This window comes from Qipengyuania atrilutea (genome assembly GCF_013370205.1).
GTDB lineage: Bacteria > Pseudomonadota > Alphaproteobacteria > Sphingomonadales > Sphingomonadaceae > Actirhodobacter > Actirhodobacter atriluteus.
In genome coordinates, this window is record NZ_JABWGV010000001.1 from 516,281 (window position 1) to 535,411 (window position 19,131).

Annotated in this window: 17 protein-coding genes; 6 read left to right on the top strand and 11 right to left on the bottom strand. The window is 63.3% G+C overall.

Annotated features, from left to right (window positions below):
• Position 1 precedes the first annotated feature (1 nt).
• From HUV48_RS02550 to HUV48_RS02560, 3 genes are all read right to left on the bottom strand, one after another.
• Complete coding sequence (locus HUV48_RS02550) at positions 2-586, bottom strand: NuoB/complex I 20 kDa subunit family protein (protein ID WP_176266192.1); 585 nt, start codon at positions 584-586, stop codon at positions 2-4.
• Positions 577-951, bottom strand: coding sequence for an NADH-quinone oxidoreductase subunit A (gene ndhC / locus HUV48_RS02555; protein WP_176266193.1), 375 nt, complete (start codon positions 949-951; stop codon positions 577-579). The genes HUV48_RS02550 and ndhC overlap by 10 nt, the downstream gene beginning before the upstream one ends.
• Before the next feature lie 139 nt (positions 952-1,090).
• Positions 1,091-2,518 carry a coniferyl aldehyde dehydrogenase gene (locus tag HUV48_RS02560; protein ID WP_176266194.1) on the bottom strand — a complete coding sequence of 476 codons (1,428 nt, stop codon included), beginning with the start codon at positions 2,516-2,518 and terminating at the stop codon, positions 1,091-1,093.
• A 92-nt stretch (positions 2,519-2,610) separates the two neighbouring features.
• Here HUV48_RS02560 and HUV48_RS02565 point away from each other — a divergent pair, with 92 nt between their 5' ends.
• The gene (locus HUV48_RS02565; RefSeq protein WP_176266195.1) at positions 2,611-3,807 is read left to right on the top strand and encodes a thiolase family protein; all 1,197 of its coding nucleotides are present in this window, start codon (positions 2,611-2,613) and stop codon (positions 3,805-3,807) included.
• 30 nt (positions 3,808-3,837) lie between these two features.
• Positions 3,838-4,236 carry a hypothetical protein gene (locus HUV48_RS02570; protein WP_176266196.1) on the top strand — a complete coding sequence of 133 codons (399 nt, stop codon included), beginning with the start codon at positions 3,838-3,840 and terminating at the stop codon, positions 4,234-4,236.
• 82 nt (positions 4,237-4,318) lie between these two features.
• On the opposite strand, the gene HUV48_RS02575 is transcribed toward HUV48_RS02570, so the two are convergent.
• The gene (locus tag HUV48_RS02575) at positions 4,319-4,828 is read right to left on the bottom strand and encodes an SH3 domain-containing protein (protein ID WP_176266197.1); all 510 of its coding nucleotides are present in this window, start codon (positions 4,826-4,828) and stop codon (positions 4,319-4,321) included.
• Positions 4,829-4,957: 129 nt separating this feature from the next.
• On the opposite strand from HUV48_RS02575, the gene HUV48_RS02580 reads away from it, so the two are divergent.
• Complete coding sequence (locus HUV48_RS02580; RefSeq protein WP_176266198.1) at positions 4,958-5,971, top strand: 2-hydroxyacid dehydrogenase; 1,014 nt, start codon at positions 4,958-4,960, stop codon at positions 5,969-5,971.
• A 53-nt stretch (positions 5,972-6,024) separates the two neighbouring features.
• Positions 6,025-6,453 (top strand): nuclear transport factor 2 family protein, encoded by a 429-nt coding sequence (locus HUV48_RS02585; RefSeq protein WP_176266199.1) that lies wholly within the window; start codon positions 6,025-6,027, stop codon positions 6,451-6,453.
• Here HUV48_RS02585 and HUV48_RS02590 read toward each other — a convergent pair.
• From HUV48_RS02590 to HUV48_RS02615, 6 genes are all read right to left on the bottom strand, one after another.
• Complete coding sequence (locus tag HUV48_RS02590; protein ID WP_217906650.1) at positions 6,450-7,169, bottom strand: alpha/beta fold hydrolase; 720 nt, start codon at positions 7,167-7,169, stop codon at positions 6,450-6,452. The genes HUV48_RS02585 and HUV48_RS02590 overlap by 4 nt on opposite strands.
• Positions 7,170-7,173: 4 nt before the next feature.
• On the bottom strand, positions 7,174-8,580 hold the full coding sequence (locus HUV48_RS02595; protein ID WP_176266200.1) for an NAD(P)H-dependent flavin oxidoreductase: 1,407 nt from the start codon (positions 8,578-8,580) through the stop codon (positions 7,174-7,176).
• A gap of 22 nt (positions 8,581-8,602) precedes the next feature.
• A complete protein-coding gene (locus HUV48_RS02600; RefSeq protein ID WP_176266201.1) occupies positions 8,603-9,358 on the bottom strand; it encodes a class I SAM-dependent methyltransferase in 756 nt (251 codons plus the stop codon).
• A complete protein-coding gene (gene prfB / locus HUV48_RS02605; RefSeq protein ID WP_176266202.1) occupies positions 9,348-10,475 on the bottom strand; it encodes a peptide chain release factor 2 in 1,128 nt (375 codons plus the stop codon). Before prfB ends, HUV48_RS02600 begins: the two co-directional genes overlap by 11 nt.
• 134 nt (positions 10,476-10,609) lie before the next feature.
• Entirely contained in the window at positions 10,610-13,126 is a 2,517-nt protein-coding gene (locus tag HUV48_RS02610; RefSeq protein ID WP_176266203.1) for a penicillin-binding protein 1A, read from the bottom strand.
• A gap of 87 nt (positions 13,127-13,213) precedes the next feature.
• Positions 13,214-14,155, bottom strand: a complete 942-nt coding sequence (locus HUV48_RS02615; protein WP_176266204.1) for an N-acetylmuramoyl-L-alanine amidase family protein — start codon at positions 14,153-14,155, stop codon at positions 13,214-13,216.
• Between the two features lie 408 nt (positions 14,156-14,563).
• Between HUV48_RS02615 and HUV48_RS02620 the strand changes: the two genes are divergently transcribed.
• Positions 14,564-17,296 (top strand): Rne/Rng family ribonuclease, encoded by a 2,733-nt coding sequence (locus HUV48_RS02620; protein ID WP_176266205.1) that lies wholly within the window; start codon positions 14,564-14,566, stop codon positions 17,294-17,296.
• 71 nt (positions 17,297-17,367) lie between these two features.
• On the opposite strand, the gene HUV48_RS02625 is transcribed toward HUV48_RS02620, so the two are convergent.
• Positions 17,368-18,111 (bottom strand): SDR family NAD(P)-dependent oxidoreductase, encoded by a 744-nt coding sequence (locus HUV48_RS02625; RefSeq protein ID WP_176266206.1) that lies wholly within the window; start codon positions 18,109-18,111, stop codon positions 17,368-17,370.
• Positions 18,112-18,319: 208 nt separating this feature from the next.
• Between HUV48_RS02625 and HUV48_RS02630 the strand changes: the two genes are divergently transcribed.
• The gene (locus tag HUV48_RS02630) at positions 18,320-19,114 is read left to right on the top strand and encodes a succinate dehydrogenase iron-sulfur subunit (protein ID WP_176266207.1); all 795 of its coding nucleotides are present in this window, start codon (positions 18,320-18,322) and stop codon (positions 19,112-19,114) included.
• Positions 19,115-19,131 lie beyond the last annotated feature (17 nt).

The window sequence follows — 19,131 nt, forward strand, 5'->3', positions numbered from 1 at the left end:
CCTACCTCTCGATGGTTCCGACACGGCGGATCTTCCGCTGAAGCTGCATCACGCCGTAGAGCAGCGCTTCAGCCGTCGGCGGGCAGCCCGGCACATAAATATCGACCGGAACGATCCGGTCGCAGCCCCGCACGACCGAATAGCTGTAGTGATAGTAGCCGCCGCCGTTCGCGCAGCTGCCCATGCTGATCACATATTTCGGATCGGACATCTGGTCATAGACCTTGCGCAGCGCAGGAGCCATCTTGTTGCACAGCGTACCGGCGACGATCATCACGTCCGACTGGCGCGGGGAAGCGCGCGGTGCGACGCCGAAACGCTCCATGTCGTAGCGCGGCATATTGACATGAATCATCTCGACCGCGCAGCACGCGAGGCCGAAGGTCATCCACCACAGGCTGCCGGTGCGCGCCCACTGGAACAGGTCCTCGGTCGAGGTGACGAGGAAGCCCTTGTCGTTCACTTCGGTCTGCAGCGCATTGAAATAGTCGGCGTCGGGCTGGCGCACGTCGCCGCCCTTCGCGGTCGGTGCATCATGCAACGCGGGGTTCAGATGCGGATTGGTCGGAGAATTTTCTAATCCCATTCGAGCGCTCCCACTTTCCAGGCGTAGGCAAGGCCGACGGCCAGTTCACCGAGGAAGATCATCATCGTGATCCAACCCGGCCATCCCGTCAGGTCGAGGCTGACCGCCCAGGGAAACAGGAACGCGGCTTCAAGGTCGAACACGATGAACAGGATCGCGATAAGATAGAAGCGCACGTCGAACTGGCTGCGCGGGTCTTCGAAGGCGGGAAAACCGCACTCGTACTCGCTCAGCTTTTCGGCGTCCGGATTATGCGCGCCCGTCAGCCGCGACACGCCCATCGGCAGGAACACGAAGAGTGCCGACAGCCCGAGTGCGATGAACAGGAACAGCAGGATCGGCAGATATTGGGAAAGATCGACCACATTTTTTCCAGTTGGGGATGTTTACGCACGCCTCTAGGCCGCTCGCACTTGCAGCGCAAGGGCAGCGGGCCGTGATTTTGCCTGTTTGTTCCCGTTTGCGCTGGCGACTCGCGACGGGATGCGGAGCGGCGTTCTTCCGCTACATCTGCGACTTCGCGGCCTTGCGGGTCTTCTCGCCATAGGGAGGCTTGAACCCGCCGAGCCTCGCCACGTCGATCTTGGGCTGCGTGTAGATGCTGCGCGCGTGGCTGAACTCCCGAAAACCCTCGACGCCGTGGTAGGAGCCCATGCCGCTCGGACCGACACCGCCGAACGGCAGGTCGTGCATGGAAACGTGGAAGACAACGTCGTTTAGCGTGACACCACCCGAGATGGTGCGGCTTAGAACCTGCTCCTCTTCCTTCGTTTCGCTGCCGAAGTAATAGAGGCCGAGCGGCCGGTCGTTCGCGTTTATGTAGTCGATCGCTTCGCTGATGTCCTTGTAGGTCTTGACCGGCAGGACGGGGCCGAAGATTTCCTCGCGCATCGCTTTCATGTCCTTGGTGACATTACGCAATATCGTGAGCGGCATCTTGCGCGCGTTGCTACCCGAGAAATCTTCCTCCGCCGGATTGACCTCGACCACTTCCGCGCCCTTCCCGCGCGCATCTTCGACGAGGTCCTGCAGCCGCTCGAAATGTTGGTCGGTCACGACACTCGCATAGTCGTCGTTGGCGAGGAGCGTCGGATACATGTTGTGCACGCCGAGTTCGACCGCGGCGATCGCGGCATCTTCCTGCTCCTCGTGCACCATCATGTAATCGGGTGCGAGGCAGATCTGACCGGCGTTCATCATCTTGCCAGCGGCAATGCGTTCGCCTGCCCGCTCGAGGTCTGCCCCGCGGCCCAGGATTGCCGGCGACTTCCCGCCAAGCTCCAGTGTCACGGGTACGAGGTTTTTCGCCGCTGCCTCCATCACCTTGCGTCCCGTCTCGGTCGAGCCGGTGAACAGCAGGTGGTCGAACGGAAGCGAGGAGAATGCCTGCGCCACTTCGGGCGAGCCTGTGAACACCGCGACCTCTTCGGGTGCGAAATACTTCTCGACCAGTTCCTTCATCAGTTCACTCGTCTTCTCGGTGAACTCGCTCGGCTTGAGCATGGCGCGGTTACCTGCCGCCAGCACCTGCATCAGCGGACCGAAGGAAAGGTTGACCGGGAAGTTCCACGGGCTGAGGATGCCGACCACGCCTTTCGGCTCGTAGCGGATTTCGGCTTTCGCTCCGAGCAGGCCGAGCGGGAACTGCACCTTGCGCTTGTCGGGCTTCGCCCAGGCATCAAGGTTCTTCAGGCAGTATTTCCCGAAGCCGACGGTACCGGCGATATCGGTCAGCATCGACTGCAGCGGACTGCGGTTGCCGAAATCCTCGTTCATCGCGGCGCACAGCGCTTCGTCGTTCTCGGTCAGGAGCTTCATCGCGCGCTTGATCCGGTCGCGCCGGACTTCAAGTGCTTCCGGGCGCGCCACGGTAAAGGCGGTCCGCTGCCGTTCCAGCATGGCTGTCATCGCCTGCTTCTGATCGTCCGCCATAAATCTCTCTCCATTTGATAAAAGGTCCGCTGCGTCCTACATCGGCGCTCAGCTTTCTTAACCTCTTTCACAAGCGAAAGGCTTTCTCAAGCATGGCACAGCTCAGCGCATCCGACCCGGTCGTTATTCTCTCCTACGCACGCACGCCGATGGGAGCGATGCAGGGCGCCCTGTCCGACGCTTCGGCCACGGACCTCGGCGCGGCGGCGGTGAAGGCCGCTGTGGAGCGGGCCGGCGTGACGGGCGAACAGGTCGATCGCTGCTACATGGGCTGCGTTCTACCGGCAGGGCTCGGCCAGGCGCCCGCCCGGCAGGCGACGATCAAGGCAGGCCTGCCGAAATCGGTCGAGGCGACGACGGTCAACAAGGTCTGCGGTTCGGGCATGCAAACAGTCATCATGGGCAGCGAAGCTCTTGCAGCCGGGACGGTGGACTGCGTCATCGCCGGCGGCATGGAGAGCATGACCAACGCGCCCTACCTGCTCAAGAAGCACCGTTCGGGTGCGCGCATCGGGCACGACACGGCCTACGACCACATGTTCCTCGACGGTCTCGAAGATGCCTACGAGGAAGGCCGCGCGATGGGCACTTTCGCGCAGGAGACCGCCAACGACTACCAGATGACGCGCAAGGAAATGGACGATTACTCCATCGAATCGCTGCGCCGCGCCAATGCCGCGATCGATAGCGGCGCTTTTGATGGCGAGGTGGTTCCGGTTACGATGTCGACCCGCAAGGGTGACGTCACGGTCGACAAGGACGAGGCGCCCGGCAAGGGTAACCCCGACAAGATCCCGCAGCTGCGCCCGGCCTTCGCCAAGGACGGCACGATCACGGCGGCGACCTCCAGCTCGATCTCCGACGGTGCGGCTGCGGTCGTTCTCGCTCGCGAAAGCGTCGCGAAAGAGCGCGGCCAGCAGCCTGTCGCGCGTATCATCGCGACTGCGGCACATGCACACGAACCTGCAAAGTTCACGACTGCGCCGATCGGCGCGATCGAGAAGGTTCTCGACGCCGCAGGCTGGTCGAAGGACGAGGTCGATCTGTGGGAAGTGAACGAAGCCTTCGCCTGCGTCGCCATGTTCGCGATGCGCGACATCGGCATTGATCACGACAAGATCAACATCAACGGCGGGGGCACCGCGCTAGGCCATCCGATCGGTGCGAGCGGGACGCGCATCCTCGTGACCTTGCTCAATGCGCTGAAGCAGCAGGGCAAGACCAAGGGCGTCGCGAGCCTGTGCATCGGCGGCGGCGAGGCGACAGCAATCGCGGTGGAGCTGGTCTAAACTTAGGTACGCAAAACAAGGGGATTTGAGATGAAGAAGTTTCTTGCGCTCGCCGCCATCGCTTCGCTGGCTGCGTGCAACAATGCGAACGACACCGAGACCGCGGAAGACGACGTGAGCGTCGACCTTCCCGAAGCGACCGTAGCGCCCGAGGATGCCGCCGCTGCCGGAACCTACGAGATGACGTCCGCCGACGGCGTCGTCACCACGCAGCAGGTCAATCCGGACGGAACCTACACCGAGATGGTGGACGGGCAGCAGACCGAAAGCGGCACGTGGCGCACGCAAGGCGAAGCCATGTGTTTCGATCCCGAAGGCGCAGATCCTGAAGAGTGCTATACCGGCAGCGAAGTCAGCGCCGACGGCACTTTCCGTTCGATCGGACCCGACGGGCAGGAAACCGGCGACACCGTTCGCCGGATCAGCTGATCCGAACGATATTCAGGCAGGAGGGGCGGTCCGGTGGGCCGCCCTCTTCTTATGTGGATTTGTCGTATCGAGCCTGTTCGTATCAGGGCTCGCCGGTCCCCCATAAGCGGTCCGCTTCGATATAGCCGCGGTTGCCCTGCGCCTCGAACCGGCACCAGCCCTCGTCGCAGGAGCCGAGCTTCCCCGAAACGCCGGGTTCGACCCGCCACTTAAGTTCTGCATCGCGCGAAGGTTCGCTGCGCATCTCGGCCAGTCCATCGCCCACGACATAGGCAGAGCGGTCCGGCGACAAGAGCCGGGCAACCACCCATCCCTGCGCGCCGTCGGGGTCTTCGATCAGCCGCCAGCCGTCCTTCAAACGAAGCACCTTCACCGGAAGGCCTGGCCGGCGGTACACCCAGGCGATCTTGTATTCGGGGCTCGGCCCGACGCGCAGGTTCATCTCCGTCGCGCTCTCGCGAATGCTGGCCCAGTACGGCGCTTCCTTTTCCTGCGCCGAAGCAGGCGCGCCAAAAACAAACGCAAGTGCTGCGGCGAGCGGAACAAGCGGCTTGATCGGCAACAGTTTCTGCAGGATTCGGTGTCGTTTCATCGGGTCGTTCTTAAAGAGAGAAACTGGCGCTACGGCAAGCCCCTGTCCTGCCCCGATCCGGATCATTTGGACTGCGCCAAAAGCGGATGCTTGACCGCGGCAGGCATGGCAGCCTAGCGCCGCTACGTCATGCCGTCTCCAAACGAACCCGCCCGCCGCCTTGACCGCAAGCCAATCGTCGCCGTCACCCGGCACCTGATGCCATCGGTGGAGCAGCGGATGGGCGAACTTTTCGACGTGCGCCTCAACGAAGGCGACACGCCGCTGTCGCGGGAAGATCTCGCCGGGCTGATGCAGGAAGCAGACGTTCTCGTCCCCACAGTCACCGACCGCATCGACCGGTCCCTCATCGAAGGAGCGGGCGAGCGCCTCAAGCTGATCGCGAATTTCGGAGCGGGAACCGAACATATCGACCTCGAAGCGGCGAAGAAGCTCGGCATCATGGTCACGAACACACCGGGCGTCTTCACCGATGATACGGCCGATCTGACTCTGGCGCTCATAATCGGCGTTCCGCGCCGGATGCGCGAAGGCGTGTCGCTGGTCAGAAGCGGCGAGTGGACCGGATGGGCACCGTCCGCGCAGTTAGGGCGGAAACTCGGAGGCAAGCAGCTCGGCATCATCGGCATGGGCCGGATCGGACAGGCCGTCGCGCACCGCGCGCGCGCCTTCGGCCTGAGCGTCACCTATCATAACCGCAAGCGACTGCCCGAAGCGGCCGAACGGATGCTGGGCGCGGAATATGTCGCGGACATCGATACGCTTGTGTCGGAAGCGGACATCCTCTCGCTCCACTGTCCAGCCACACCAGAAACGCATCACCTGATGGATGCCCGGCGCATCGGACTGATGCCGCGCGGCGCATCGCTGATCAACACCGCGCGCGGCGAACTGATTGAGCAGGACGCGCTGATCGAAGCGCTCGGAAGCGGCCAACTCGCCGGTGCGGGACTCGATGTCTACCCGGACGAACCTAAGGTCGATCCGCGGCTGCTCGCCCATCCCAACGTAATGACCCTCCCCCACATCGGCAGCGCCACGGTCGAGGGGCGCGAAGCCTCCGGCGAGAAGATTATCGCCAACATCCGCTTCTGGATGGACGGCCACCGCCCGCCCGACCAGGTGCTGATCGGGTTCGACTAAGCACCACTCAAGGCGGCTTGCGGTTTGCGCGGCCGTCTGTATCGCTTGCGGTCATGAACGAACTCGCCGCGAAGATCGAAACGCTCGAACACCGCTGGATGCGTGCGTGGATGCAGCGCGACCGCAACCAGATGAAAGCGTTGGCGGCGCGCGATTTCATCTTTCTTCTGGCATCGAGCAGTTCGGCTATTCTCGACCGAGCAAGCTGGCTCGAAGCGGCGACCACGCGGTTTCGCTGCAACGGTTACCGGTTCGACGAGGTCTATGTCCGCCGGCACGGTTCAACGGCGGTGTTCGCGACGCGCATGACGCTCGACGCGAAGATCGGCATGCACGAGTGGTCGGGCGAAACGTGGATCACCGACCTGTGGCAGCGCAGCCGGGTCAAGCGCAGCTGGCGCATCGTCGAGCGGACCCTCTCGCGCCCCGACACCGACGAGGAAATGCCCGACGCAATACGCTCGATGCAGCTGTGGCGTTAGGCGTCTTCGATTAAAGCGACCCGTTCGTTCAAAGCTTCGACTACCTGCTTTACCGCCCGTCGCGAGCAACCAAGTTCGAAATGTCGGAATGGCAATGCGATGGCTTCGTCGCGCTCCTCGTCGGTACCACGAGCGCTGGAAGGAGAGACGATACCATCAACGGGAGACCAGAAGGCTATGGTATGCATCGCGGGCTTTATCGCAGGGTCGTCTGGCAGCGGCGGCGCATCGACCTTGTGGTTGGCGAGCATTTCGTAAATTCGCCAAGCATGGTTTGCCTTCCGGTGTCCCGAGAAGGGCGTCCCGAGTGTGGCAACCATGGCGACTTTTGCAGGATGGCGCTGTGCCAGGACGCGCGCGTAGAAACCGCCAAGACTCCAGCCTAGAATTATAGCATGTTGCCTTTCAACTCCAACCATCTCTAGCAGGCGCAGCTCGAGATTTCGGAACTTAACAGGCGAAATCGTTAGGTTTCGTCCGAGGCCTCCGGCCCACGGCTTGTAGCCGGCGGCAGCTAGGGAATTGCGCAGGAGAGCGGTCGATTTATCGCCCGATGCCATGCCGGGAAGAACAAGCACTGGTCGTCCCCCGCCCCGTTCTTCGGTGAGGACAGGCCGACGGTAAGGTGCGGTCGCAATTTTCGGCAGCGCCAGCGGTTCGGTAATGCAGCGAAAGAGTGGCGGCGCGCGGCTGTCGTCGCTGATGCTCTCGCTCAATGCGTCAGTCGCCGGTCAGGATACGCTCGACGAGCTGTTTGACCGTCGGCGTGAAGTTGTTCGAGTAGAACGGGTCCTGCTTGAACCGGTAGGCCGCATGCCCGGCAAAGGCGAGGTTCTCGTCCGGGTCGCCGCCGTGCGCGATGTCCTGCAGGGTCTTCTGGATGCAGAAGCTGCGCGGATCGGCGAGACGGCCGGTCGTGTGGTTGTCGTGATCCTTCCAGCTCGAGAACTGGCAATGCGACAGACAGCCCATGCACGCTTGCTGGTCGGCCCTGATCTCCTCTGCGCTCGCCGGAGTAGTAAAAACCACCGTATCGTCCGGGGTCTTGAGCGCTTCGGTGAAGCCCTCGTGCATCCAGGCCTGCGCCTTGCGTTGGTCGCCGGGATGAACGAAGAAATACTTCCCCTTGCCGTGATCCATAAGCGGGATCGTGCCCTCTTCCTCGTCGCGCTTGAAAATCTGTATCTGGCGCTCGCTGCGGTGCATGAGGTCGTAAAGGAACGGCGTCTTCACTGCGCTGGAATAAAAGCCGGTGGGCGAGAACTTGTGCAGCAGCACGTCGCCCGGCTCGACTGTCCGCAGCATGTCCTTCCAGATTTGCGGGATCGGGCTTTCCTGCGTCAACAGCGGACGCGTACCGAACTGAAAGGCGATCTTGCCGAGTTCCGGATTGTCGATCCAGTCGTTCCATTCGCGCAGGTGCCAGACGCCGCCTGCCATGACGATTGCAGTCTCTTCGCTGACGCCCTCCTTGCGCATCGTATCGCGCAGTGCCGCGACGCGGGGATAAGGATCTTCGGGGCTGCGCGGGTCCTCGGCGTTGGAAAGGCCGTTGTGCCCCCCTGCCAGCCACGGGTCCTCGTAGACGACCGCGGCCATGAGTTCGGGGACCTTGGAGTAGCTGCGCTTCCACAATGCACGGAACGCGCGGGCTGAGCTGACGATCGGCAGGTAGTGGACATTGTACTTCGCCGCGATCTCGGCGAGCTTGTAGGGCATGCCCGCGCCGCAGGTTACGCCGGTGACGAGGCCCGGGCAGTTTTCGAGCACTCCTTCGAGGACCTGCTGCGCGCCGCCCATTTCCCAGAGCACGTTGATGTTGAGCGCGCCTTCGCCGTTCGCGATCTCGTGCGCCATCTTCACCTGCGTCGTCGCGCCGTCAATCGCGTAGCGCACGAGCTGCTCGAAGCGCTCCACGCGGGTCGCCTGCGGATAGACCTGCGGAATGGGATTGCCGTCCTCGTCGTAGCTGTCGGCGTTGACGGCGCTAACCGTGCCGATGCCGCCCGCCGCGGCCCAGGCGCCGGAGGAGAGGTGGTTGGTCGCAGACACGCCCTTCCCGCCTTCGATCAGCGGCAATACTTCGCGGTCCCCGTAACGTATCGGGCTCAAACCTTTGAATGTCATAATTTCTCTACCAGTCCGCGGGTCAATTTGCCGCGTTTGGACCATGACCGGAAGTTCCCCGGCACGGTCTGATGTCTTCAGGCTCCGGCCTTGTAGCGGCTGCCTTGAATTTTGCATAGTAGCCGGCCAGTTCCGGCTCGTCGCTATACTGAACGAGCTCGAACCCTACCCGCTTGAACTCGCACGACAGCAGCAGCGGATCGATCCCGTGCTGGTCGGTCGGGCGGTCCACGTCGACTACGATAACCTCGCCGTCTTCGCGCAGAGCCGGCCATAACCGCCAGAGGAACGCATATGGCTCGCTCACCTCGTGATACATGTGGACAAGGAAGATCCGGTCGAAGCTGTTTTCAGGCAGCCGCGGATCGTCCGCCGCGCCCGGCTTGATGGAGACATTGTCGAGCCGCTCACGGTTGACTCGCTCGCCCAGGCGGGTGAGCGCGTCGCGGTCGATATCCTGCGCAAGCACGCGGCCACTCGCACCGACGCGTTCGGCGAGGCGCACCGTATAGTAACCCTCGCCCGCACCGATATCGGCGACCGTCATGCCCTCCTCGATCTCGGACAGGTCCATGACCTTCTGGGCCTCACCCACGCTGTCGCGCGCGGTCTCGTTGGAGAAGCGGTTGGCGCCGAGATCGGACACGGGCCGGTCGGGCTCCGGGAAGGCCAGCGCGGTTTCCGGGCGGTCGCCGTCCGACTGCACCTGCTCGCAGCCCGCAGCCAATGCCGCGGCGGCCAGTACGCAGGGGAGGAGGCGCAGCAAGCTACTCGACATCGTCCACTTCGACCTTCTCGCCGGTCACGCGCTGGGCAAGCGCCGCGGAAATGAACGGATCGAGCGCGCCGTCGAGTACGTCGTCGGGTGCGCTCGAAGTCGTGCCGGTGCGCAGGTCCTTGACCATCTGGTAGGGCTGCAGAACGTAGGAGCGGATCTGGTGCCCCCAACCGATTTCGGTCTTTTCCGCATATTCGCCCGAGGCAGCCGCTTCGCGCTCGGCCATTTCGCGTTCGAACAGGCGCGCCTTCAGCATTCCCATCGCGGTCGCCCGGTTCTTGTGCTGGCTGCGGTCGTTCTGGCTAGCGACGACGATGCCGGTCGGCTGGTGGGTGATACGAACCGCGGAATCGGTCGTGTTGACGTGCTGCCCGCCCGCGCCGCTCGCGCGGTAGGTGTCGATCTTGAGGTCGCTTTCGTTGATCTCGATATCGATGTCATCGTCGATCACGGGGTAGACCCAGACGCTGGAGAAGCTGGTGTGGCGGCGAGCGCTCGAATCGTAGGGGCTGATCCGCACAAGCCGGTGAACGCCGCTCTCGGTCTTGGCATAGCCGTAAGCGTTCTCGCCTTTCAGCAGCAGCGTCGCACTCTTGATGCCGGCCTGCTCGCCTGCCTGGTATTCGACCGTTTCGACCTTGAAGCCGCGCCGCTCGGCCCAGCGGCCGTACATGCGGAAAAGCATTTCGGCCCAATCCTGGCTTTCTGTGCCGCCTGCGCCCGCGTGGATCTCGACATAGGTGTCGTTCGCATCGGCTTCGCCAGCCAGCAGCGCCTGAACCTTGTCCGCATCGGCGCGCTCGGCAAGCCGCGCGAGGCTTGCCAGACCGTCGTTCACTATCTCGTCGTCGCCCTCGGCCTCGCCCATTTCGATGAACTCGACCGCATCGGCCATCTCCGAGGAAATCTCGCGCACGGTCCCGATCGCCGCGTCGAGGCGCTTCTGCTCGCGCATGATCGCCTGCGCTTCCTTCGGATCGTCCCACAGTGTCGGGTCCTCGACCCGCGCGCTGAGTTCGTCGAGCTGGCGCAGCGCCTGCTCCCAGTCGAGCGACTGGCGCACGAGCGACAGCGCCGCCTCGATCCGGTCGATATGTGCCTGCCCTTCGGCGCGCATGTACTCGTTCCTCTTGTCCCGCCCCGCCCCGCATTACGGGACGAGCGTCATATCCGAACTCCGCTTACCGAAGCGGCGCGGGTTGTAAAGTGAAGCGTCTGGTAAGACCGAGCCTGCTCGGCCAGCAGCCGGTATCAGTAAAGACCACCCTGTTCTTCGACGAAATCCTCGGTTTCGGCTTCCTGCCGTTGCCGCACCGCCGCGGCGCTACGCCCCTCCCGTCCGCGCCTGATCAGCGAGAGGATTTCCTCGCGCTTGGCAGCGATTTCGTCCTGACGGGTCGCGAGGGGCGGCTCCGTGTCCGGCTTGAAGGCTTCCCAGATTATCGGCGCCTTGGGCTCGTCGGTCGGCCATCCGTCGAACACCCGCTTCCCCGATAGCCGGTTGATCCGCACCATTCGCACGCCTTCCGGCGCCACGAAAGGCTCGCCGCTCCAGCGGTCGCGCGATTCGGTCACGAACTGCTTGAAGATCGGTGCAGCAAGCGTGCCGCCCTGCGCGTAGCCGCCCATGTTGCGGGGCTGGTCGAACCCGAGATAGACGCCCGCGACGATGTCCGGAGAGCCGCCGACGAACCAGACGTTGGTCGGTCCGTTGGTCGTTCCGGTCTTGCCGAAAAGCGGCAGTTCGAGATCGCGGAGGACGGTCGCGGTTCCGCGCTTCACGACGCCCTCGAGCATGTGGACGGTCTGGAACGCGGTGCGCGGATCGATCACCTGAGTCCCCCGCGCGGCGAAGCGCGGCATCGGGTTACCGTCCCAGCGCGGCATGTTGCAATTGTCGCAGTCGCGCTGGTCCGCCCGCCAGATGACCTTGCCATTGCGGTCCTGCACGAAATCGATCGTCGTCGGCGCGTTCATGCGCCCATGGTTCGCCAGCGTCGCATAGGCGTTGACCATCCGCTCGACCGTCGTCTCGCCCGCGCCGAGCGCGAAAGCGGGATAGGGCTCGTAGTCGCCGATCCCGACACGGTCGATCGTCTTGACGACGTTGTCCATGCCTGCGTCCATCGCGATGTGGACCGTCATCAGGTTGCGCGACTGCTCGAGGCCCCAACGCATCGTGTGCACCCCGCCGCCGCCACCGCTGAAATTGCGGAAGCACTTCTCGCCGAGGTTCGCGCCCTGGTAGAAGCAGAAGGTCTGGTCGGGAACTTCGCTTGCAGGCGTGAAGCCGTTGTCGAGACCAGTCGCGTAAACGAACGGCTTGATGGTCGAGCCCGGCTGCCGGTCGGCCTGCGTCGCCCGGTTGAAGTCGCCGAGGCGGCTGTCGAAGCCTCCCTGCATGGCGAGCACGCGCCCCGTCTGTGGCTGTTCGGCAAGGAAACCGCCCGATACTTCGGGCACGGTCCGCACGCGGTAGCCATTGCCCGAGGGCGATGCGACGATGACGTGGCCTACCTTCAGCGCATCGGGAAGGCCCGACAGGGGCGCAGTCTCGTCATTGGCGAACCCGATCGTAGCGCTCGATCCGCTGCGCTCGGTGACGACGCCGACGCGCCAGTCCTCGTAATTGATGCCGAGGTTCGAACTGTTGAGCTGCCCCGTCAGATTGCCCTCGTCGACATTGAGCGTCGCAACCGGTCCGGTCCAACCGCGATTGCCATGATAACGCAGCAGGCCGGCGCGCAGCGAATCGCGGGCGGCGTTCTGCAATTCGGTGTCGAGCGAGGTGCGGACCCACAGACCGCCGGAATATACGCTGTTGTCGCCATCTTCGGCATTCTCGCCGAAGCGGTCGATCAGCTCGCGCCGAACGCTTTCGAAGAAGTATCCCGCATCGGCAGACCGTAGCCCGCCGCGCTGCTTCACGAGGCCGAGCGGCTGTGCCTGCGCCGCTGCAGCTTCCTGCGGTGTAACGAAGTCGTTCTCGGCCATTTGCGCAAGCACAAAATTGCGGCGCTGAAGCGCAAGCTCGGCGTTCTTTGCGCGCCCGTAGCGCTCCGGCGCTTTCGGCAGGATCGCGAGGAAGGCTTCCTCATGGAGTTCGAGGTCGGCCACGTCCTTGTCGAAATAGGCGCGCGCAGCCGCCTGCACGCCGTAGCTGCGGCGCCCGAGCGGGATCTCGTTCAGGTAAAGCTCGAGGATCTGTTCCTTCGTCAGCACCTCTTCGATGCGGCGCGCGAGGACCATTTCCTTGAGCTTGCGGGTGATCGAATATTCGTTCGACAGCAGGATGTTCTTCGCCACCTGCTGCGTGATGGTCGAGCCGCCGACCGCGCGCTCGTCCGAACCGTACTTGCTCGCATAATCAATAACGGCATTTGCAAGGCCGGTGATGTCGACGCCGCCGTGGCTGAAGAAGGTCTTGTCCTCGGCTGCGAGATAGGCCTCGATCAGTTCGGGCGGAAAGTCGGAATACTGAAGCTGGACGCGGCGCTCGCGCTCGAACGTGTGGACGATCTCGCCGTCGATGCCGCGCACGACGGACGGCAGGGACGGCTGGTAGTCGACCAGTGTCGCGGCGTCGGGCAGGTCTTTCGCCACCAACGCCCAGACGACGATGAGGAAAGCCAGGAACGCGCCGAACAGATACGTCGCCCAGCGCAGCAGGCGGCTCTCGCGCCATTTGGCGCCAAACCACGCAAAGAAGCTGCCCGTGTTGCGGCGCAGCCTGTCACTGAAGGATACTAGAGTACTTTCGTCGTTCATCGTCCACCCGGTCCGTCTTGCGGTCCGCGCCCTAGCACGGGAAAGATGACCCGAACCAGAACGAAAACATTCAGGAACCTAGCCGTGTCACTCACCGCCGAGCACGCTGCCGATGCTCGGACCGCCGGAAGTGCCGCTCTCCGCGCCGCTGTTTCTGGCGGGATCGGCCCGGAAATATTCCTCGATCGCGCGGGCCATGACCAGCGAGAAGGCATCGCGTCCTTCCGCCGAGGTAAGCCGTTTCGCTTCGTCGGGATTGCTGACGAAACCGGCCTCGAACAGGACGGATGGCATGTCCGGCGCCTTCAGCACCGCAAGATTGGCAGAAAGCCGCGCCGGTTCGCGAAAGACGAGCGTGCCGCGCCCACCGCGTTCGATCAGCCCGGCGAAATTGCTTGCTTCCTCCGCCGCACGGCGCTGCGACAATTCTACCAAGATCGTCTCCACGGTTTGGTTGTCGCCGTCGATGACGACACCGTTGATCTCGTCGGCACGGTTCTCCCGCGCGGCAAAGCGGGCGGCGGCGCGGTTCGTGGCGTCGCTGGACAGGGTGTAGATGCTGGCCCCGCTTGCTTCTCCTGCTCCGACAGCTGAATCGGCGTGGATCGAGACGAACAGGTCGCCGCCGAGCCGGCGCGCGATTTCCGCGCGCTCCTCCACTACTAAAAAGCGGTCGTCGTCGCGGGTCAAAGCAACCCTCACTGCGCCGCTTTGCTGCAGCCTGTCGCGCAGCGCCTGAGCGAGCGAAAGCACAACTTCCTTTTCGAGGACGTCCCCGCCGACGGCGCCCGGATCGTGCCCGCCGTGCCCCGGATCGATCACGACCAGCGGGCGCCCGTCGTCGGGGCCGCCATCGACGGCCGAGATTTCGAGATCGCCGGATTGCGGCAGGGAGAGCGTCAGCACATAGTCTGGCCGCAATGCTCCGCCGGGAACGCTGACGACGTTCGCGCTGAACAGCGCCGCGCAGACTGCGATAACGCAAAGGAATGCAAGGCTGACGGGGATGAGCGACGAACGCAGGGGCATCACACGCGCCTGCTTACGGATTTGGCAGCTTTTCGCAATATAGTTGCTGTATGTGGGTCACAATGCTAGCGCTCATTTACCCGGTGCTGCGTCTTGGCGGCACCGATGCGGGAAACATCCGTTTCACCCGCCAGACAACAGGTTGACGCAGTTTCATGAGATCGCCCCTCCCCCTCACGCCCGAGCTGCCCGGTGCAGCAGGGGCGCGTGACGCGGAGTGGGCTGCGCCAAAGTCGCGCAATCTCGTGAATGCAGACACATCACCCCGTGCGCAGTCCGATCTCGGGCTCCGCCGGTTTTATGCCGCCCGCCGCCTTCGCTTGCCGACAGGCCGGGCCTTTCACACGAAGATAACGCGCATCGCCCAGCCCGATTGCGGCCCGGTGCAGTGCGCGTGGAGACTATTCAATGGCAACGCGTATGCTCATCGACGCGCGCCACCCGGAAGAAACGCGGGTGGCCGTTCTCAAGGGAAACCGGATTGAGGAATTCGATTTCGAATCTGCCGAACACAAGCAGATCAAAGGCAATATCTACCTCGCCAAGGTAACACGGGTAGAACCATCGCTGCAGGCCGCATTCGTCGATTTCGGCGGCAACCGGCACGGGTTCCTCGCCTTCAGCGAAATCCATCCCGACTATTACCAGATTCCGCACGACGACCGGCTTGCGCTGCTCGAAGAAGAAGCGGCCGCTGCCGAAGAGGAAGCACGCCTCCGCGCGGAGGAAGAGGACGAAGGTCACTCCCCGGGCGAGGAATACGACGCGGAAGACGAATCCGCCGAAGCTCTTGCAGAAGAGTTCGCCGAAGACGGCGTCGAGGAAATCGACACCTCGGAAAAGGACAAGGTTTCCACGATCGAAGAAGGTCATCTCGACAGCGACGATGACGACGATGATGATGACGACGATCAAGACGACGAAGACGGCTCGTCCTCATCGCGCCGCGGTCGCCGGCCGCGCCGCGGCCGTGGCGGAAAACCGCAGAAGAACGGCAAGGCACAGGCCCGCGCCAAGGCCGTCGATGCCGTGCGCGAACGACGGCAGGCCCTGCGCCGCCGCTACAAGATCCAGGATGTCATCCAGCGCCGCCAGGTGCTGCTCGTCCAGGTCGTCAAGGAAGAGCGCGGCAACAAGGGCGCTGCCCTCACCACGTATCTGAGCCTTGCCGGGCGCTACACCGTCCTGATGCCCAATTCGAACCACGGCGGCGGCATCAGCCGGAAGATCAACTCCTCCAGCGACCGCAAGCGCTTGAAGCAGATCGTCAGCGACCTGTCGCTGCCGCGCTCCATGGGCCTGATCGTCCGCACCGCCGGACTTTCGCGCACCAAGCCCGAAATCAAGCGTGACTTCGACTACCTCGCCCGCCTGTGGGACGAGATCCGCGAACGGACGCTCGGTTCGACCGCGCCTGCGCTCATCCATTCGGATAGCGACCTCATAAAACGCGCGATCCGTGACATCTACAACCGCGATATCGAGGAAGTGATCGTCGAGGGCGAGGAGGGCTACAAGTCCGCCAAGGCCTTCATGAAGCTTCTCATGCCCAGCCACGCGCGGCGGGTTAAGGCGTATTCCGATCCCGTTCCGCTGTTCCAGCGTTACGGTGCGGAAGACCAGCTCAAGGCTATGTACGATCCGGTCGTGCAGCTGAAGTCGGGCGGCTATCTCGTCATCAACCCGACCGAGGCGCTGGTGTCGATCGACATCAACTCGGGACGTTCCACCAAGGAACACGGGATCGAGCAGACCGCGCTCAGCACGAACCTCGAAGCGGCGCAGGAAATCGCCCGCCAGCTTCGTCTGCGCGACATGGCGGGCCTCGTCGTGATCGACTTCATCGACATGGAGCGGCACGGCAATATCCGCAAGGTCGAGCGGTGCATGAAGGATTCGCTCAAGAACGACCGTGCGCGCATTCAGGTCGGACGTATTTCCGGCTTCGGCCTGATGGAAATGAGCCGCCAGCGGCTACGCACCGGCGTTCTGGAAGCCTCGACCCGCGACTGCCCGCACTGCGACGGCACGGGTCTCGTACGCACGGCATCCAGCGCCGGTCTGTCCGCGCTTCGTCTGATTGAAGAGGAAGCGGCCAAGGGCAAGGGCACGAACATCACTTTATCCGCAAGCACCGAGGCGGCGATTTACCTGCTTAACGCAAAGCGTGCCGACCTGCAGGAGATCGAGCGCCGCTACGGCGTCAATGTCGAGGTCGTTCCCGAAGGCGAGGACGAAGGCGCCAAGATGAGCGTCGCTAGTTCCGGACCCAAACCGACCGACGCGCCCAAGTTCGAAGCCATCGTCGACGACGACCCCGAAGATGACGAGATCGAAGACGACTTCGACGATACCGATGAGCGTGACGATTCTGACGAGGACGACAACGACCAGAACGGCAGACGTCGCCGGCGGCGGCGCGGCGGTCGCGGGCGTAACAAGAACCGCTCTGATGAGGGCGGCGAGAACGATACGCAGAACAGCCGCTCCGACAGCAACTCCGATGACGAAAACGGCGAGAACAAGCCGAAGCGTCGCCGGCGCCGCGGCGGCCGCGGACGCAAGAAGAACGGCCAGAACGGTGAGCAGCAGAAATCGGATCAGAACGAGATCGACGCTACCGAAATGAAGGAAGTGGCCGATCAGATGCAGGACGATATCGCTGTCGTGTCCGGCCCCGATGGGGCTGCGGAAACTGCCGAAGAAATGGCCGACAAGTCCGAAGAAGGCAAAGCGCCTGCCAAGAAGCCTCGCAAGCCGCGCCGCACGAAGGCGCAGATCGAGGCGGACAAGGCTGCCGAAGCGGACGCTTCCGCCCGGGACTGCTCTGCGGACAGCGAGGAGAAGCCTGCCGAGAGCGAGAAGAAGCCTCGCCGCGCGCGTAAGAAGGCCGAACCCAAGCCCAAGGCGAACGCGAAACCGTCTAGCGAGCAGCTGAAGGACGACAGCGCAGGTGTCAGCGGACCGGACGATGCGAAGCAGACTGCCGACGCGCAAGCCGCCAATGATGCGTCCAACGACGAGAAGGCAGCACCCGCCAGAGGCGGCAGAAAGGCCAAGGCCGGCTCTGATGAAAGTGCTGGTACGGTCGAGACCGCCAAGCCGCGCAAGGGTTGGTGGCAGCGCACGTTCGGAGAATAATTGCCCCTAGCTGACGCGATACGTCCCGTGACCCTGCCGGGTCGCGGGACGTTTTCGTTTTCGGTTCAAACCTACGCCGGAACGGGCTTGCCCTGCCAGTCGAAGTGCTTGCCGCTGTCCTCGGTGCCCAGCCCGTCGATCACGTCAAACAGCTGCCGCGCGGCGCGAGCGGGAGCAAACAGCTGCTCGTCCGGCACGTTCGCCTGGAACGGTTCGGACAGGCTCGTATCGACCGTTCCTGGATGAAGCGCGACCGCAATCGCGTGTTTGTGCGTGCGCCCGAGTTCGATGGCGAAATTGCGGACCAGCATGTTGAGCGCGGCCTTGCTCGCACGGTAGGAATGCCATCCGCCGATCCGGTTGTCCTCAATAGACCCGACACGGGCAGAGAGCACGGCGAAGACGCTGCGGCGGTCTCGCTTAAAGAGCGCCAGCATATGCTTGGCGACGAGTGCCGGTCCGATCGTGTTGACAGCGAAGATGCGCTGCATCACCTTCGCATCGATGTGCTTGTAGCTTCGCTCAGGCCCTTCCCCGCCAGACAGGGTCAGCGCTCCCGTCGCGACGATCACGAGGTCAGGCGGATCGCCTGACATCACCTGAGCGACGCGCGCGATGCTACCTTCATCAGTCAGATCGAACGCGAAGGGTTCTGCGCCAGCAATGCTGAGGTCAGCACCGGCACGCGAGGCTGCAAGAACGGACACACCCCGCCCCGCGAGTTCCTTTGCCAGCGCGCGGCCGATACCGCCGCTCGCGCCGAAGATCGCCGCCCGCCGCGGCCAGTCCGCGCTTTCCTGTCCTACTTGCATCATACCGAGTAGACGCTGCGCATGCCCGCACCGTTCCTTTCCTCACTTTCGCTCCTGCCTGTCTAGGGCGAGTTTTTAAGTATCTGGAGTGTGTTCCATGTGTTCCATCCTGTAGGAAAAGAGCTGAAAAAACGGCGGATTGCCGCGCGCTTCTTGTGTCGGCGGCCAGAGTCGCTAGATAGGCCGTAATTCGAAAAGGACCCGGAAGATAATGGCTACTCTCACGCTCCCCAAGAACTCGCGCATCACCGGCAAGGGCCAGTCCCACACGCTGGCTGGCGACAAACCGGGTGCGGGGCGGATCAAGAAGTTCAAGATCTACCGCTACGATCCCGATAGCGGCGCGAACCCGCGCTACGATACGTTCGAGGTCAACCTCGACGACTGCGGCCCGATGGTTCTCGACGCGCTGTTCAAGATCAAGAACGAGATCGATCCGACGCTGACCTTTCGCCGGTCCTGCCGCGAAGGCATCTGCGGGTCTTGCTCGATGAACCTCAACGGCAAGAACGGTCTCGCCTGCACTACCGCGATCGAAGACCTGAAGGGCGAGATTCGCATCACCCCGCTGCCGCATATGGACGTGGTGAAGGACCTGGTGCCCGACTTCACGCATTTCTACGCGCAATACGCCTCGATCCGGCCGTGGCTGCAGACGGTCAGTCCCACCCCTTCGGGCAAGGAGCGGCTGCAATCACCCGAACAGCGCGAACAACTCGACGGGCTCTACGAATGCATCCTGTGCGCATGCTGTTCGACGGCGTGCCCGTCCTATTGGTGGAACTCGGACAAGTTCCTCGGACCGGCGATCCTTCTGCAGGCCTACCGCTGGCTCGCGGACAGCCGCGACGAGATGACCGGCGAGCGGCTCGACGATCTTGAAGACCCCTTCCGCCTCTACCGCTGCCATACGATCATGAACTGCGCGAACGTCTGCCCCAAGGGGCTCTCGCCCGCCAAGGCGATCGCCGAAATCAAGAAAATGCAGGTCGAGCGCAATCTGTAAGCTGCGGCGTCGCTGCA

Excerpts from the sequence above, each read along its gene's own strand:
- HUV48_RS02550 (WP_176266192.1), bottom strand. The coding sequence starts at position 586 with ATGGGATTAGAAAATTCTCCGACCAATCCGCATCTGAACCCCGCGTTG.
- HUV48_RS02560 (WP_176266194.1), bottom strand. The coding sequence starts at position 2,518 with ATGGCGGACGATCAGAAGCAGGCGATGACAGCCATGCTGGAACGGCAG.
- HUV48_RS02565 (WP_176266195.1), top strand. The coding sequence starts at position 2,611 with ATGGCACAGCTCAGCGCATCCGACCCGGTCGTTATTCTCTCCTACGCA.
- HUV48_RS02570 (WP_176266196.1), top strand. The coding sequence starts at position 3,838 with ATGAAGAAGTTTCTTGCGCTCGCCGCCATCGCTTCGCTGGCTGCGTGC.
- HUV48_RS02575 (WP_176266197.1), bottom strand. The coding sequence starts at position 4,828 with ATGAAACGACACCGAATCCTGCAGAAACTGTTGCCGATCAAGCCGCTT.
- HUV48_RS02580 (WP_176266198.1), top strand. The coding sequence starts at position 4,958 with ATGCCGTCTCCAAACGAACCCGCCCGCCGCCTTGACCGCAAGCCAATC.
- HUV48_RS02585 (WP_176266199.1), top strand. The coding sequence starts at position 6,025 with ATGAACGAACTCGCCGCGAAGATCGAAACGCTCGAACACCGCTGGATG.
- HUV48_RS02595 (WP_176266200.1), bottom strand. The coding sequence starts at position 8,580 with ATGACATTCAAAGGTTTGAGCCCGATACGTTACGGGGACCGCGAAGTA.
- HUV48_RS02600 (WP_176266201.1), bottom strand. The coding sequence starts at position 9,358 with ATGTCGAGTAGCTTGCTGCGCCTCCTCCCCTGCGTACTGGCCGCCGCG.
- prfB (WP_176266202.1), bottom strand. The coding sequence starts at position 10,475 with ATGCGCGCCGAAGGGCAGGCACATATCGACCGGATCGAGGCGGCGCTG.
- HUV48_RS02610 (WP_176266203.1), bottom strand. The coding sequence starts at position 13,126 with ATGAACGACGAAAGTACTCTAGTATCCTTCAGTGACAGGCTGCGCCGC.
- HUV48_RS02615 (WP_176266204.1), bottom strand. The coding sequence starts at position 14,155 with ATGCCCCTGCGTTCGTCGCTCATCCCCGTCAGCCTTGCATTCCTTTGC.
- HUV48_RS02620 (WP_176266205.1), top strand. The coding sequence starts at position 14,564 with ATGGCAACGCGTATGCTCATCGACGCGCGCCACCCGGAAGAAACGCGG.
- HUV48_RS02625 (WP_176266206.1), bottom strand. The coding sequence starts at position 18,111 with ATGATGCAAGTAGGACAGGAAAGCGCGGACTGGCCGCGGCGGGCGGCG.
- HUV48_RS02630 (WP_176266207.1), top strand. The coding sequence starts at position 18,320 with ATGGCTACTCTCACGCTCCCCAAGAACTCGCGCATCACCGGCAAGGGC.